Origin of the sequence: Alcaligenes sp. Lyrl_28 (assembly GCF_051948705.1) — a bacterium.
In the GTDB taxonomy this organism is placed as follows: Bacteria; Pseudomonadota; Gammaproteobacteria; order Burkholderiales; family Burkholderiaceae_B; genus Alcaligenes; species Alcaligenes ammonioxydans.
The window spans coordinates 950,275-965,319 of sequence record NZ_JAYJLG010000001.1; the positions used below are offsets into that span (position 1 = coordinate 950,275).

The window sequence follows — 15,045 nt, forward strand, 5'->3', positions numbered from 1 at the left end:
TCAATATGCAAGGGGATATCGCCGGTTCAGATCGGCTACCCCTTCTAAAATGGCATTTTCGGTGCGCGCGCTGCGAGCACCGCTGCGCACGCCGCCCAGCAACGCCAGAATCATGTCGCCAATTTCCTTGAAGTCATCCTCCCCCAGCCCCCGGGTCGTACAGGCGCCGCTCCCCACCCGTATGCCGGAATAGGCCGCATAAGCCTGCTCATACGGCACACGATGTTTGCTCAAGCTGATACCCAACTGCGCCAAGGCCCGTTCTACCAAGGGCCCGGACAACTCCCAGGGGCGCAGATCCACCACGCCAAAGTGGCAGTCCGTGCCTCCCGACACCACAGTCAGGCCACCTTCAGCCAATCGGCGGCACAAACTGCGCGCATTGATGATGACCGCCTGTGCATAGGCTTTATAGGCAGGGCTCATTGCCTCTCCCAGTGCCACTGCCTTGGCCGCCATAATGTTCAGCAAAGGCCCACCCTGCAGGCCCGGATACACAGCCTGACTCAGACGCTCCGCCAACTTGGGCTCATTACATAAAATGATGCCACCTCGGGGACCGCGTAAAGTGCCATGCGTGGAAAAAGTGGTCACATGGGCATGCGGTACGGGCGACTCCATCAAGCCCGCCGCCACCAGTCCGGCGCTATGAGCCAGATCCACCATCAGATATGCATTGACCTCGTTGGCAATCGTTCTGAACTCGGCAAAATCGGGCGTCCGTGAATAGGAGGAGCCACCCGCGATGATCAGGCGAGGACGCTCCTTGTGAGCCAAAGCACGCACCTCATCCATGTCCACCCACTGGGTCTGGCGATCCACACCATAAGAACAGGTCCGAAACCAGCGCCCCGAAACATTCACATGCGAGCCGTGACTGATATGGCCGCCGGCACTTTGATCCAGCGCCAAAATAGTATCACCCGGCGAGAGCAGGGCCAGATAGACCGCCAGATTGGCCTGGCTGCCCGAGTGGGCCTGCACATTGGCAAACGCCGCCCCGAACACCGACTTGGCCCGCTCGATAGCCAGCTCTTCGGTTTGGTCGGCCTGTTCGCACCCGCCATAAATCCGTTGCCCTGGGTATCCCTGCGCCTGCTTGTTGCTCAGCAAGGACCCCTGTACGTCCAGAACGGATCGGCTCAGGTAATTCTCCGAAGCAATCAGCTCAATGGTGTGCTGCTGTCGGCGTCGCTCGGCCTCGATGATGTCCCAAAGATTGCGATCGCTTTGCTGTAGAAATTGCGAACCCACCACAGGCAGGTGGGAGGTGTCGCCACCGGCAAGACTCTTCATGGGAGTTCCTGTTTAGATATAAGCCCCTTGACGGTCGCGACCGTTTTTCAGTCACGAGACAAAAGGGCAAGCCCGGGTATGTCGTTTTCCAGGGCGAAAGATAAACATCCTATTCTGTTTATCGTCCAATCAAACAGTCCATTAAAAATTAATTCACCAGACCACTTTTAATCATTATTGTCCGGATAAACATTCAAGGCATAAAGAATTAAAAATCCCTTGAAACACAGCAAGAAAGCCAATCCCGATTATTTCAGTCAAGAATTAAAACAGAAATCAAATTTTTATTCTTAAGTGGTCTGTTAAATATCCTGAAAATGGTCTGTCATTTATTGTCATAGGATCATTAGAATGCAGCCAACGAATACTCAATGCCCATACTTCTAAACGCTCAAACAGATTATCACTCTTTTCAATCTGCGCATTAAAACCACCCCCAGTTTTCCCATAACCACAGGAAACGCCATTGCTTTAACGGCAGTTCAACCGCGCTGATCTTGCAAGGTTCCTAAAGACCCGGTAACGGGCTTTTTTTGAAACCGGGCTGAAAGAGCAGCAAATCCTTTTAAGCCTGCGAATTTCCATTCGGAAATAGAGACAGGTGGAATAACAAAACGATCTGTTCATTTCGAACGGATCGCAACCAACAGCAAGGAAGTTTGAAATGACTATCAAAAGCTACGAAACCGATGATGCTGTACGTAATATGCTGCAAAAGCTGTCTGTACTTTGGAAAAACCGGGCGGCGGTCAATCAGGAGCTGCCGGACTACAACAATTTGGCATTCGATCCGAACAAGGCCGATTTCAGCGAATGTCTGCTGCCTTTCCGTGAGCACCAGGCCTGGCTGGAAGCACCTGAGGAATTGAAATCGCAGTGTCTGTCTTACGCTTGGGGGATCTACAACCTCAAGACCATTTATGTGGAGTGCAACGTCGTCACTCCGTCCTGCGAAGACATCATCAAGACGCCGCCACCGAGCGCCAACCGCAATCTGCTGCAGGATGTGATGTCCCAGGCCTTGCTGGATGAAGCCCTGCACACCCGCATGTCCATCATGGCATGCAACTACATCTATTCCATGCGCGGTCTGCAACCTTTGGATTTCACCAACTTCAACCTGGTGCAATGGCGCAACGACATCCTGAGCCAGTGCAGTTCTGAATCCGAGCGTCGCCTGACCCGCTTTGCCATTGCCTGCGCGTCCGAAACCCTGATTACCGACTACCTCAAGACCATGGCTGAGGACAAGAGCATCCAGACTATCTGCCATGAAGTGACCCGCACGCACGCCATGGACGAGTGGAGCCACTCCAGCGTGTTCAGCTTTGTCGCCTCGGACATCATTCACGGTCTGAGCCAGAAAGAGCGTGAGCATATGCGTGCCGTTATCCTGCGCACCGTGGAAATGTTCGCCAACAACGAAATGGGCGCCTGGGAAAAAGTGTTCTCCATGGTGAACTTCCCCAATGCACGCGACATTTTGCACGACACCGGCGATTCCAACGAAATTGGCGTGTACACCGGTTCGGTTGAAAGCCTGATCGAGCGCATTGGCTTGAACAGCAAATCGGGGCAGGCACAGGCCCAAGACGAGCAACAGGAGGCGCTGCAATGACAGCCATGATTCAGGCGCGCTGCGAGACCGTTCGCCCCGAGGCCGGAAACGTCAAAGTGTTCACCTTGCGCGTGCAAAGTAAGCATTTCGATTTTCTGAGCGCCTTGCGGGCCGGCAAGCATGTCGCCCTGAGCTACCCCGATACCGGTGGCACGATTCAACAGCGTATGTATTCGATCACTCGCGTGGCCGATCCAGACCTGATTGAAATTGCTGTCAAAGGTTCGGGCCGCAATAGCGTCTCCGATCATTTGCACGCCACGTTGCGCGAGGGCATGAGCGTGCCCCTGCAGTATGTGGCAGGCGAGATTTCGGTAGATTCTATTGTCGGTTATGAGCGTATCGCCATGATCGCTGGCGGCATTGGCATTACCCTGCCCATTGCCTTGCTGCGTGAACTGGCGGCGCGAGCCCAGGACGGCTTGCCAGTACCACAAGTACATTTGCTGCTCAGTATTGCCCGTATTGCCGACATTCCCTTTTTGCATGAACTATTGCAACTGGATCTGACCAGCAGCTGGTTCACGCTGACGGTGTTTGTCACGCAGGAAAAAATCCGTGAAAGCGCTCATTTCAAGGTGGGACGCCCCTCCTTTGAAAATATGGAGCAACTAAAAGATCCGCAGGCCGTCGTCATTTGCGGCAGCCACGGCTTTGCTCAAGCCCTGCGCGAATACACCAAACAGGCACACCCCATCTCGCATATGTTGATCGAGGCGTTCTCCCCGCCGGCCAGCTCGGCCGCAGAGATCCAGCCTGCAGCTGGCAGCGCCCCCTTGCAGATCAATGTACGCAGTACCGGACAAACACTCTCGCCCGAACCGGGCAGCAGCCTGCTGGAAATGCTGGAAGCAGCCGATGTACCCATTCGCAGCCAATGTCGGTCGGGCATTTGCGGCGCGTGCCGGGTACAGATCTCGGAGGGCGAATACCGCTCTGAACCTGACTTTTGCCTGAGCGATCAGGACAAGGCGCAGGGCCATGCTCTGGCATGTTGCACCTTCCCGCTATCGGGTGCCATGAATGTAGACATCGGCACCACGAGCTGACATCCTTACCCTCTGGACTGAAAGAAAACCTTATGAAGAAAGTCATCGCACTGCGTCATATTCATTTTGAGGACTTGGGCACGCTGGAGCCTGTTCTGATCGAGCAGGGCTACCAAGTTCACTATATTGACCCTTCCGTCGAGTCTGTGCGTCACTTGGGAGCACAGGATGCGGACCTGCTGGTGGTATTGGGCGGGCCGATCGGCGCTTACGACGAAAAAATCTACCCCTTCCTGAGCGATGAGCTGGAACTGATCCACAAGTTCCTGCTGGCTGGCAAGCCCCTGCTGGGCATTTGCCTGGGCGCACAATTGATTGCGCGCGCGCTGGGCGCCAATGTCTACCCGCTAGGTGTCAAGGAAATCGGTTTCTCTCCTCTGAAACTGAGCGAGGCAGGCAAGGAGTCGCCTTTGGCCGCCATCAGTGGCATTCCCGTTTTGCACTGGCATGGGGATCAGTTCGACATTCCGGATGGCGCCGTTCATCTGGCCAGTACCGATGTAGGCCAGAACCAGGCCTTTTCCTTCGGCACTCAAGTCCTGGGCCTGCAATTTCACCTGGAAGCCGACACCAGCAAGCTGGAGCGCTGGCTGGTCGGTCATGCCAATGAGCTAGGACACGCTGACATCGATCCGCAAATGCTGCGCCTGGAGGCCATGGCAGTACAGAAACGCCTGCATGCCGCTGCCGCTACGGTTCTCAACAGCTGGCTCAGCCAACTCAAGCAAGCCGACAAAGCCGATTGTGCTGCATGAACAATGCGGTAACGTTTGTTGATCGGGAACGACATCCCTACCATGTGGATGTCGTTTCCATTCAGTCCCAAGTGGTTTACGGTCGGGTGGGCAACAATGTTGCCGGCCCGACCTTGCGCCGATACGGCTTTAAGGTGGCGACCGTTCCGACTGTGCTCCTGAGCAATAATCCCCAGTATCCAACCGTCCATGGCGGCGCCGTGCCCGACGAGTGGCTGGAAGGATTCTTGAACGACCTGGTGTTACGCGGTGCTCTGGACCAGGTGCGCGCGGTCCTGATCGGCTATCTGGGCAGTGCCCAACAGGCCGTCATCATTGCGCACTGGCTCCAAACCTTGCTGCGCCAACACCCGGATGTACTCGTCATCGTCGACCCTGTCATGGGCGACCTGGATGTAGGCGTCTATGTGGACCCGGCACTAATCGACAGCTACCACGACACCTTGCTGCCACTGGCCAATGGTCTGACCCCGAATAACTACGAACTGTCCCTGTTGGCCCAACAGCCCTGCGATACCGTTCAGGCCAGCTCCAGCGCCGCGCACAAACTGCTTAACGGTCGCACGGAGTGGGTCATTGCCACCAGTGCTGCTCCCCAATCCTGGCAGGATGGGCAGATCAAACTGTTAATGGCCCGCAAAGAGCCCCGCGCCGACACCTTGCTGGGTCACCCCCGCGTCGACTGCGCCGCCAAAGGCACCGGCGATCTGTTTGCCTCGACCTTGCTCGCCCATCTGATCCTGGGCGCAGACCTGCATTCGGCCGTGCATACAGCCAGCGCCAGTGTGCTGCATCAGCTGGAGTTGACCCGGCAGGCCGGACACCAGGAACTCATTTTGCCAATAGATCCTTTCCGACCCTGAGCAAATATTTCCTAATCTAACAAACCTTTCAAGCGGCAGTCGTTCTCGTTAAGCTGTGCCCTCTTAGTTACAAACGGAGCATGACATGGGGCTGCCTTTTAAAAGCACGCTACATCCACGGGTGTTCTGGGGATCGACCTTTATCGTCCTGATCTTCTTGCTGATCGGAATTATTTTCCCTAAAGACGCCGCACTTATTTTTGAACAGCTACAAAACTGGGTCATTAAAAGTTTCGGCTGGTTTTATATCCTGGCTGTGGCCCTGTTTTTCTTTGCCGTGGTCTACCTGGCCTTGAGCCGGTATGGCAATCTGAAATTGGGGCCGGATGATTCGGAACCCGACTACCCGTACCTGACCTGGATGGCCATGCTGTTTGCAGCAGGCATGGGCATTGGCCTGATGTTCTTTGCCGTGGCCGAGCCGCTGCAACACTTCTCGGCCCCACCCTCGGGCCTGGCCAGCACCGTCGAGGCGGCACATCAGGCGCAGATCATCACCTTTTTTCACTGGGGCGTTCATGCATGGGCCGTTTACGCGGTTGTGGGTTTATCCCTGGCCTATTTCTGCTTTCGCTATAACCTGCCCCTGACCATTCGCTCGGGACTCTATCCCTTGTTTGGCAAACGCATTGAGGGCTGGATTGGCGACAGCGTCGATATCTTTGCCGTCTGCGGCACCTTGTTCGGTATCGCAACGTCCATGGGCCTTGGGGTGCTGCAAATCAACGCTGGCCTGGAACATTTATTTGGCTGGCCTCAGGAAACCTGGCTGCAAATTGTTCTGATTGTGGTGGTTACCGCCTTGGCCACCCTGTCCGTTGTCAGTGGACTGGATGTAGGTATACGCCGGCTCTCTGAATTGAATCTGCTGGTTGCCGTTGCCCTGATGCTGTTTGTGCTATTTGTGGGCCCGACGGCCTTTTTGATGAATGCTTTTGTACAGAATATCGGCGGTTATCTCGATAACTTTTTTGCGCGCTCATTCAGTACACAAGCATTCCGCGGGCAAAGCTGGATGAAGGCCTGGACCCTGTTTTACTGGGCCTGGTGGATTGCGTGGTCACCCTTTGTAGGCATGTTTATCGCCCGTATTTCCCGTGGTCGTACAGTCCGCGAATTCGTGCTGGGCGTACTGCTGGTGCCCACGGTGTTTACCTTCTTCTGGATGACCGTCTTTGGTAATACCGCCATCTTTCTGGACATGGGTGTGGCCGCTGGCCAGCTGGCCCAGGATGCTGCTGCAAATGCCTCAGTGGCCCTGTTCGAGTTTCTGGAATACCTGCCCTGGTCCAATGTCACCTCGACCTTGGCAATTATTCTGGTAGCTATTTTCTTTGTGACCTCAGCCGACTCGGGCTCCCTGGTTATCGACACTCTGGCCGCCGGTGGGGTGGAAGATGCCCCCGTCTGGCAACGCATTTACTGGTGCGCCCTGGAAGGCACCGCCGCTTCCCTGCTCTTGCTGGCTGGTGGTCTGACCGCTTTGCAAACCGTGACTCTGGTCAGTGCCCTGCCTTTTGCCATCATCATGTTCCTGTTGATTTTGGGGCTGTTCAAAGGCATGAAGGCGGATATGTCCCGGCTACGTCGTCAAGGCCCACTGTCCGGCCCGGCGCCTGGCTCGGAGGTGTCCTGGCGACGGCGCCTTTCCACCATCCTGCACACCCCTAATCAGCGCGACGCCCGTCGTTTTCTGGCTGACACTGTCATTCCCGCCTTGCAGGCTGTGGCAGAGGAACTGGGCAAGCGAAACCTGAATGTCAACCTGGAAACCGGCGAAGCAGACACGGCCCAGTTGACGATTCAGGCCGATAACCAGCGCAACTTCGTCTATGGGGTGGAACTGCGTGCGCGCCGCGTCGCCAGTTTCACCGCGGCGGCCGCCCGTAACGAGCAGACCCGCCCTCAGGAATGGCAGGTGCGCACGGTGTTTGCCGATGGCAGTCGGGGTTACGACCTGATGGGGCTGTCTTCCAGCCAGGTCATCAACGATATCCTGAACCACTTCGAGCGCTACCAGGCCCTGGTTACCTCGGAGGCAACGGCGCTTTACGCGCAGTCGCCCGACCCGAGCTAAGACGCTACGCCGGTCTCCAGCTTTCTTTCCAGAATCTGGGGACCGGGCCCTTGCTGGCCCAAAATGTCAGCCGGATTGCGCAACGGGCATTCATTCATCGACAGGCACCCACAGCCAATGCAATGCATCAGCTCATCTCGCAGACGCGTCAACTGTTCAATACGCTCATTCAAACTGTCTTTCCAGCGGCGCGACATGGCTTGCCATTGCTGTGCGTTGGGCTTGCTGCCCGCCGGCAAGCCACGCAAGGCATCGCGGATTTCGTCCAGCGGAATGCCGGTGCGCTGGGCGACTTTGATAATCGCAATATAGCGCAGCACCACTGAATCAAAGCGGCGCTGGTTTCCACTGTTGCGCGTGCTGGCAATCAAGCCCTTAGACTCGTAAAAATGCACGGTGGAGACAGGCACGCCGCTGCGTCTGGCCACTTCCCCCACCGTCAGGGTACGGCTGGGATCGACTGTTTTTTCCATTTCGGCCCCCTTGACCTCAAGTTAACTTGAGGTTTTATAGTCCAGGTCCCTAGTTAAGGCAAGCCATGTCGGCTGCCTTTTTGTCGTCACAGGAACCTGCCATGTTTTCCCTTTTCTGGACTCTGTTTGCCAGACCGTTAGTCTGCATGCGGCCCGGCATGTCTACGCTAAGCGCGCTCATTGCCATCGTGTTCTCCCCGCCCTGCAAACCGCTTGTGCGCGCCACCTCTTTCAAACCCGAGGACTGGGCACAACGGGACCAACGATCCGGACGGACGCATCCACCCAGACAGCCGCTGTGGCGGGAGCACCAGGCAGGAGGGCAAAGCGCATGAGTTCACGTCGCATCGGAATCATGATTGTCGTTCTAACCAGCCTGGGGGTATTGAGCTGGCGGCTGCTCCCAGCCACGGAACAAACCCAGTCTACCGGGGGCTACCCGCCTGCCGTCGTCGAACTGTCCAGCGTGCAATCCCAGATCCCCCCTCGTCTTTTACATGCAGTCGGTACGCTGGAAGCCTGGCAACAAGTGTTGCTCAGTGCACAGACCAGCGGACGCATCCGCAAGATTGAATTCGCCTCAGGACAAGCGGTTCAGACAGGTCAGCCCTTGCTCCTGCTCGATGATGAGCTCGAACAGGCCGGTGTGCATCGTGAGCAGGCAAAGGTCAAACAGACCGCGATCCAGCTCATGCGAGTGCGCAAGCTGAAAGAGCAGCAGGCGGCCACCCAGGAACAACTGGACCAGGCGCAGGCAGATCATGCGATGGCACAGGCACAGTTGCAGTACCAACAAGCCGCTTTGGGTTTGAAGCAGGTCAATGCTCCGTTTTCGGGCCAGATAGGCATTACCCACTTGCATCAGGGCCATTATCTGCAACCTGGCCAGCCTATCGCCAGCCTGGTCGACGATAGCCGCTTGCGAATCAACCTGACGGTTCCGGAACACAGCCTGCCTGACTTGAGCGTCGGCCAACAACTTCAGGTGCAGCTTGATGCCTGGCCGGGCGAACACTTCCAGGCGCAAATCAGCGCCATCGACCCGCTGATCGGCGACTCGCGCACGGTGCGCTTGCAAGCACTGCTGCCCAATCCAGAGCGGCGCCTCAAGGCAGGGATGTATGCCCGAGTACAACTGAAGCGCCCCGCGCCGTCTTCCGTGCTGACCGTGCCTGAAACAGCGCTGACCTATACGGCCTACGGTCAGACCGTTTTTGTCGCCTCCCCGGCCAGCCAAGGCTTGTGGCAAGTCAAACGTGTGGCAGTGCAAACTGGCGAGCAATGGGATGAGCGCGTCGAGATCACGGATGGTCTGAAAGAAGGTGATCGGGTGGTGAGCGCCGGACAGATCAAGATCCAGGACGGCTCCACGGTACAAACTGCCCAGCGCAAGGAGCCTGTATGAATACCGCTTCCCGTCCCGGTTTTACCGATTTGTTCGTGCGGCGCCCGGTCCTGGCCCTGGTGGTCAGCGCTTTGCTGTTGATGGTGGGTCTGTTCTCCCTGAACAAGCTGCCGATCCGGCAGTATCCCCTGCTGGAGAACTCCACCATCACGATTACCACCGAATACCCTGGCGCCTCTGCGCAGCTGATGCAAGGCTTTATCACGCAACCAATTGCCCAGGCCCTGGCCTCGGTCGAAGGGGTCGATTATCTGTCCTCCAGCTCCGTGCAAAGCCGCAGTGTCGTGAGCTTGCGCATGGCACTGAATCGCGATTCCACCCAAGCTCTCACAGAGGTCATGAGCAAAGTCAGCCAGGTACGTTATCGCTTGCCCGAAGGGGCGTATGACCCGGTTATCGAGCGCTCCTCCGGCGACTCCACCGCCGTCGCATATGTGGGCTTTTCCACAACCTCACTCTCCATCCCGGAACTGAACGATTATCTGTCTCGCGTGGTGGAACCCATGTTCTCCACCATTGACGGGGTGGCCAAAATTCAGACCTTTGGTGGTCAGAAACTGGCCATGCGCCTGTGGCTGGACTCGGACCGCATGGCTGGCTATGGCCTGACGGCGGCCGATATTGCCCAGGCCGTGCGTGCCAACAACTATCAGGCCGCCCCCGGCATGGTCAAAGGTCAACATGTGCTCAGCACCATCCAGCTCAACTCCGACCTGACCAGCGTGGCCGAATTTCAGGACCTGATCGTGCGTGAGGACGGCACCTCCTTGGTGCGACTGCGCGATGTGGGCACGGTGGAGCTGGGCGCGGCGACACGCGAAACCAGCGCCCTGATGGATGGCCTGCCGGCGGTTCACCTGGGTTTGTTCCCGACGCCCGGCGGCAACCCCCTGCGCATTGTGGACGGCATTCGAGAGCGTCTGCCTGCCATTGAAGCCACCTTGCCGCCGGGCGTGGAAGTGGAGCTGGCGTTTGAAACAGCACGCTTTATTCAGGCCTCTATTGATGAGGTACTCAAAACCCTGACGGAAGCCATGCTGATCGTGGTGTTGGTGATTTACCTGTGCCTCGGCTCCTTGCGAAGCGTGCTGATTCCGCTGGCCACCATTCCTCTGTCCATGTTGGGGGCCGCTGCTCTGATGCTGGCGTTTGGCTTTAGCCTCAACCTGCTGACCTTGCTGGCCATGGTACTGGCTATTGGCCTTGTGGTGGACGATGCCATTGTGGTGGTGGAAAACGTACACCGACATATTGCGGCGGGACGCTCGCCCGTAGTGGCCGCCCTGCTGGGCGCGCGTGAAGTTGCGGGCCCGGTCATTGCCATGACCCTGACGCTGGCCGCCGTCTATGCCCCGATTGGCCTGATGGGCGGATTGACTGGCGCACTTTTCAAAGAGTTCGCCCTGACCCTGGCGGGCGCAGTGCTGGTGTCCGGGGTAGTGGCCTTGACCCTGTCCCCGGTCATGAGCTCTTTACTGCTACCCGCGCAACAAGAGGAAGGCCGCATGGCCCATCTGGCCGCACGATTTTTCAACGCCCTATCGGTCCGGTATGGCCGTTTATTAGCGTATTCCTTACGTCACCGCTGGCTTAGCGTGACCGTCGCCCTGGTGATCTTCATCAGCCTGCCGGTGCTCTATCAAATGACGCACAGCGAACTGGCGCCGGTTGAGGATCAGGCCAGCGTGCTCACCGCTGTCAAAGCCCCCCAGAACGCCAACCTGGCTTATGCCCAGCGCGATGGTAAACAGCTGGATGACATTTATCGTGACATCGCCGAAACCGAGAGCACGTGGCTGATTATGGGAACAGACGGCCCAGCCGCCAGCTTTGGCGGAATCAACCTGAAAGACTGGGGCGCACGCGAACGCAATGCCAACGAGGTTCAGGAAGAACTGCAAGCTCGCGTCAGCCAGATTGCAGGCAGCAGTATCTTCGCGTTCCAGCTCGCCCCCCTGCCCGGTTCCAGCGGCGGTCTGCCGGTGCAGCTGGTATTGCGCAGTCCCGGCGACTACCGCACGGTGTACGACACGATGGAATGGGTGAAGCAGCAAGCCCGTGACAGTGGCCTGTTCGTCGTGGTCGATAGCGACCTGGACTATAACAAGCCGGTTGCCCGTCTCGAAATCGATCGTAGCAAGGCGGCCAGCATAGGCATCAGCCTGCGTGACATTGCCGACTCGCTGGCCGTGCTGGTCGGCGAAAACTACCTAAATCGCTTCTCGCTGGATGGCCGCTCGTACGACGTCATTCCGCAAAGCCAGCGTGAACTGCGCCTGACGGCTCAAGCCCTGACACGCCAGTTTGTACGCAGTGCCAATGGCGAGCTGGTGCCCTTGTCGACCATGGTTCAAATCCAAAGCGAAGTGGAACCGAACAGCCTGCGCCAGTTCAACCAGCAAAACTCGGCCACACTGCAGGCCATTCCAGCCCCTGGCGTCACCCTGGGGCAGGCAGTCGCGTACCTGGACGACCTTGCACGCCAACTACCCGCCGGCTTTACGCATGACTGGCAATCGGAATCACGCCAATTCACCCAGGAAAGCCAGTCGTTGGCCTGGGCCTTTCTGGCCGCGCTACTTGTGATTTATCTGGTGCTGGCCGCGCAGTACGAAAGCCTGTTGGACCCCATCCTCATTCTGGTGACAGTGCCCTTGTCCCTGTGCGGGGCCCTGCTGCCTTTGGCCCTGGGATTGGGCACGCTCAATATCTATACGCAGATCGGTCTGCTCACACTAGTGGGGCTGATCAGCAAGCACGGCATTCTGATGGTGGAGTTTGCCAATGAGCTGCAATCCCGAAAAGGGCTGACCAAACCCGATGCCATCTTGCAGGCGGCCCGCATTCGCTTGCGCCCTGTGCTGATGACGACCGCAGCCATGGTCTTTGGCTTGATACCCCTGCTCTTTGCCTCCGGGGCGGGGGCGAACAGCCGCTTTAGTCTGGGTGTGGTACTGGTCTCAGGCATGTTGATCGGCACCGTATTTACCCTGTTTATTTTGCCTACCTTATATACCTTGCTGGCGCGCAATCACGCTCATCAGGCCGACACTCCTCGGGCACGTGAGCTGGCCCAGGCGCTACGCTCTTGCACCGGAGAACAGGCATCATGACGCGCCTCACTTTACGCCAGTCGCTTGCCCCTTTGACGCGTGCTCTACAGTGGATGATCCCCTGCCTGATGCTCAGTGCTTGCGCCGTGGGGCTGGACTCCTCCATTCCCGCCACCCCTCAGCTGGACGCCACCATCTGGAGCGGCCAGTTTGCCAATCCCGCCAGCCAGGACAAGAACTGGTGGACGCTGTTGCAGGACCCGCAACTGGATGCCCTGATCGCCCAGGCCCTGGATCACAATCTGGATATTGCCCAGGCGCAGGCTCGCTGGCGAGCCTCCCGCGCCCTGATCGATGAACGTCAGCACGACCGTCTGCCGGCCGTCACGGCTCACGCTAACTATCACCGTAGCGGTTCGCAGTTTGCTGCACCAGACGGGTCGATTGATCATGGCGTTCAGGAAAATTGGCGACTGGGCATGCAGACCTCCTGGGAGATTGACGTTTTCGGCCGCCTGGAACAATTGGCCCGTTCTGCCCAGGCTCGCAGCCAAGCCAGCGCGGCGCAGTTGGACCTGACTCGCCAGGCCATTGCGGCTGAGCTGGCCCGCCAGTATGTGCAGGCCCAAGGTTTGCAACGACGGCTGGCGCTGGCCGAGGACGATGTACGCAGCTGGGAACAGACCATCAGGCTGGTAGAAGCTGGCGTGTCACTGGGCCGGGAGTTGCCCGAGAATCTGGACAATGCCCAGGCCAGTCTGGAGCGTGCAAACGCCGTGGTGCCCCAACTGCGCAGCGAGCTCGAACGAGCCCGTTTGCGCATGCAGGTGCTAAGCGGTGGAAAAGCTCAGGCTCTTGATGCGCCGCTGCCCAGTGCGCAAGCCCCGTTGGCCGCCGCCCTGCCGTTGGGGGATGTGAATGCGCTGCTGTTTAACCGGCCTGACGTACGGGCCGCCCGACAGGAGATTCTGGCCAGCTCGCACGACGTGGCCGCAGCAACAGCAGAGCTGTATCCACGTCTGGATCTGGCAGGCTTTATCGGGTTTTTCGCTCTGCGGGGCAGTGATCTGGGTCATGCCGCCCGGGCCTTTGATGTCTCGCCCGCCCTGCAATGGCCTGCCTTGCGTCTGGGCCATGCCAAAGCTCGTTTGCGCGGCATGCGCGCTCTTGCAGACGAGTCCCGTCTGCACTATCAACAAGTCCTGCTGCAGGCTCAGGAAGAAATTCAGGGGGCTTTGCACCATCTGACTCAACACCAGAAAAGCCTGCTTGGTCTGACCCGCGCCGCGCGTCATCTGGAACAAGCACACGCCCGTGCCGTAACACGCTACGAGATCGGCGCGGGAGCCTATCAGGATGTGCTGGAAAATCAGCGCGACTTAAACCAGACCCGACAGGAGCTGGCGCTGGCAGAAACCGGGGCTTATCTGAACGTGATTGCCTTGTATCAGGCGCTAGGCTGGGGCGTCGCGACCTCACCGATAAGGGAGTAGTGGCAGACCGGATCGGTCCAGGAGCGGTCTGTCTCAAGGACAGACCGCCCTTTGTCTGTGTGCAGTGCGTCTGCCTGGGGAAACTCGTCCTGCTGCGCACGGCTGTTTTGCATCAGCCGATTCGAGCGCTTGCCGCTCACACACCACACAAGGGCAGGTAAAACAACACCCGCAAACAGGGCTGCGCTTGTCCCACTCCTTGAGGCTTCCCGCCCCCCTGAACAACCTTAGGCAAGGACACCGGACAGGAAGAAGCAGAAGGAAAACATCCGCCTAGCTCCCCCGCCAGGGCGCTCCCTGCTGTCCCAGAGAAAGCACTTCACTGGCATTTACAATGGCAATCGAAATATCTTCAATCGTGCTGCGCTTGTTCATCGCCTGCTCGCGGATCAAATCGTAGGCCTGATCCTCGGACACCTGATGAGTTCGCATCAGGATTGTCTTGGCCTGCGCTACATGCCGCTGCCCCATCAGCTTGGTCTGCAGTTTGCTGATCAGGCGACGCTGCTGGCGCAGTTCCTTGTGGTATTTTCGGGCCAGCACCACCGTGGAGAGTAAGCCGAAGGACCGGATCGGCGAAGGCAGAATGGCCTGAATATTCAGATCCAGCACGGCAGAGACAATCGTGGGGTTTTCGTAATTGACCACCGCGATAATGGTGGGCGCATCCTGCTCGCACACCCAGTCAAGACGCAGATGCAGCAGATCGGGCTGCACGGCCAGAAAGACCAGATCCGTTCCGCAGGGCAGATTTTGCGTCGGTGGCCAGATTGTCTGGACGGAACACCCCATGCGCTGCAGTTGTTGGGTCAGCAATCGGCCGTCACTGTCGTCCGGATGCATGACCACCATTGTCAGCTGCCGCAGTTCCTTGAGCTGCGGCGAGGTGGCATGCGGAAAACGATTTCGTGCTCGCAAGGGCTTGTTTGCCGGCTCATCACCGTAGGAAGAGGAGTTGGCCAC

The 15,045-nt window shown here is 57.9% G+C and carries 11 protein-coding genes; 8 read left to right on the forward strand and 3 right to left on the reverse strand.

Features of this window, described 5'->3' with window-relative positions:
- A complete protein-coding gene (gene glyA, locus VF694_RS04260; protein WP_440163775.1) occupies window positions 1–1,296 on the reverse strand; it encodes a serine hydroxymethyltransferase in 1,296 nt (431 codons plus the stop codon).
- A gap of 664 nt (window positions 1,297–1,960) precedes the next feature.
- Here glyA and VF694_RS04265 point away from each other — a divergent pair.
- The 5 genes from VF694_RS04265 to VF694_RS04285 all read left to right on the forward strand — a co-directional run bounded on the left by VF694_RS04265 (window position 1,961) and on the right by VF694_RS04285 (window position 7,658).
- Window positions 1,961–2,914 carry an AurF N-oxygenase family protein gene (locus VF694_RS04265; RefSeq protein WP_003803202.1) on the forward strand — a complete coding sequence of 318 codons (954 nt, stop codon included), beginning with the start codon at window positions 1,961–1,963 and terminating at the stop codon, window positions 2,912–2,914.
- Window positions 2,911–3,963, forward strand: a complete 1,053-nt coding sequence (locus tag VF694_RS04270) for a 2Fe-2S iron-sulfur cluster-binding protein (RefSeq protein WP_003803200.1) — start codon at window positions 2,911–2,913, stop codon at window positions 3,961–3,963. The genes VF694_RS04265 and VF694_RS04270 overlap by 4 nt, the downstream gene beginning before the upstream one ends.
- A 32-nt stretch (window positions 3,964–3,995) precedes the next feature.
- Entirely contained in the window at window positions 3,996–4,718 is a 723-nt protein-coding gene (locus VF694_RS04275) for a glutamine amidotransferase (RefSeq protein ID WP_003803198.1), read from the forward strand.
- Window positions 4,715–5,581 carry a pyridoxine/pyridoxal/pyridoxamine kinase gene (gene pdxK / locus VF694_RS04280; protein ID WP_003803196.1) on the forward strand — a complete coding sequence of 289 codons (867 nt, stop codon included), beginning with the start codon at window positions 4,715–4,717 and terminating at the stop codon, window positions 5,579–5,581. The genes VF694_RS04275 and pdxK overlap by 4 nt, the downstream gene beginning before the upstream one ends.
- 85 nt (window positions 5,582–5,666) lie before the next feature.
- On the forward strand, window positions 5,667–7,658 hold the full coding sequence (locus VF694_RS04285) for a BCCT family transporter (RefSeq protein ID WP_003803194.1): 1,992 nt from the start codon (window positions 5,667–5,669) through the stop codon (window positions 7,656–7,658).
- Here the strand turns inward: VF694_RS04285 and soxR are convergent.
- The gene (soxR, locus tag VF694_RS04290) at window positions 7,655–8,131 is read right to left on the reverse strand and encodes a redox-sensitive transcriptional activator SoxR (protein WP_003803192.1); all 477 of its coding nucleotides are present in this window, start codon (window positions 8,129–8,131) and stop codon (window positions 7,655–7,657) included. The two genes, VF694_RS04285 and soxR, sit on opposite strands and share 4 nt — an antisense overlap.
- Window positions 8,132–8,462: 331 nt before the next feature.
- Between soxR and VF694_RS04295 the strand changes: the two genes are divergently transcribed.
- Genes VF694_RS04295 through VF694_RS04305 form a run of 3 tightly spaced genes read left to right on the forward strand, consistent with a single transcriptional unit; the run spans window position 8,463 to window position 14,082 of the window.
- Entirely contained in the window at window positions 8,463–9,536 is a 1,074-nt protein-coding gene (locus tag VF694_RS04295) for an efflux RND transporter periplasmic adaptor subunit (RefSeq protein ID WP_003803190.1), read from the forward strand.
- On the forward strand, window positions 9,533–12,649 hold the full coding sequence (locus tag VF694_RS04300; protein ID WP_440163778.1) for a MexW/MexI family multidrug efflux RND transporter permease subunit: 3,117 nt from the start codon (window positions 9,533–9,535) through the stop codon (window positions 12,647–12,649). The genes VF694_RS04295 and VF694_RS04300 overlap by 4 nt, the downstream gene beginning before the upstream one ends.
- The gene (locus tag VF694_RS04305) at window positions 12,646–14,082 is read left to right on the forward strand and encodes an efflux transporter outer membrane subunit (protein ID WP_440163779.1); all 1,437 of its coding nucleotides are present in this window, start codon (window positions 12,646–12,648) and stop codon (window positions 14,080–14,082) included. Before VF694_RS04300 ends, VF694_RS04305 begins: the two co-directional genes overlap by 4 nt.
- 273 nt (window positions 14,083–14,355) lie before the next feature.
- On the opposite strand, the gene VF694_RS04310 is transcribed toward VF694_RS04305, so the two are convergent.
- On the reverse strand, window positions 14,356–15,045 hold the full coding sequence (locus VF694_RS04310) for an ANTAR domain-containing response regulator (protein WP_003803183.1): 690 nt from the start codon (window positions 15,043–15,045) through the stop codon (window positions 14,356–14,358).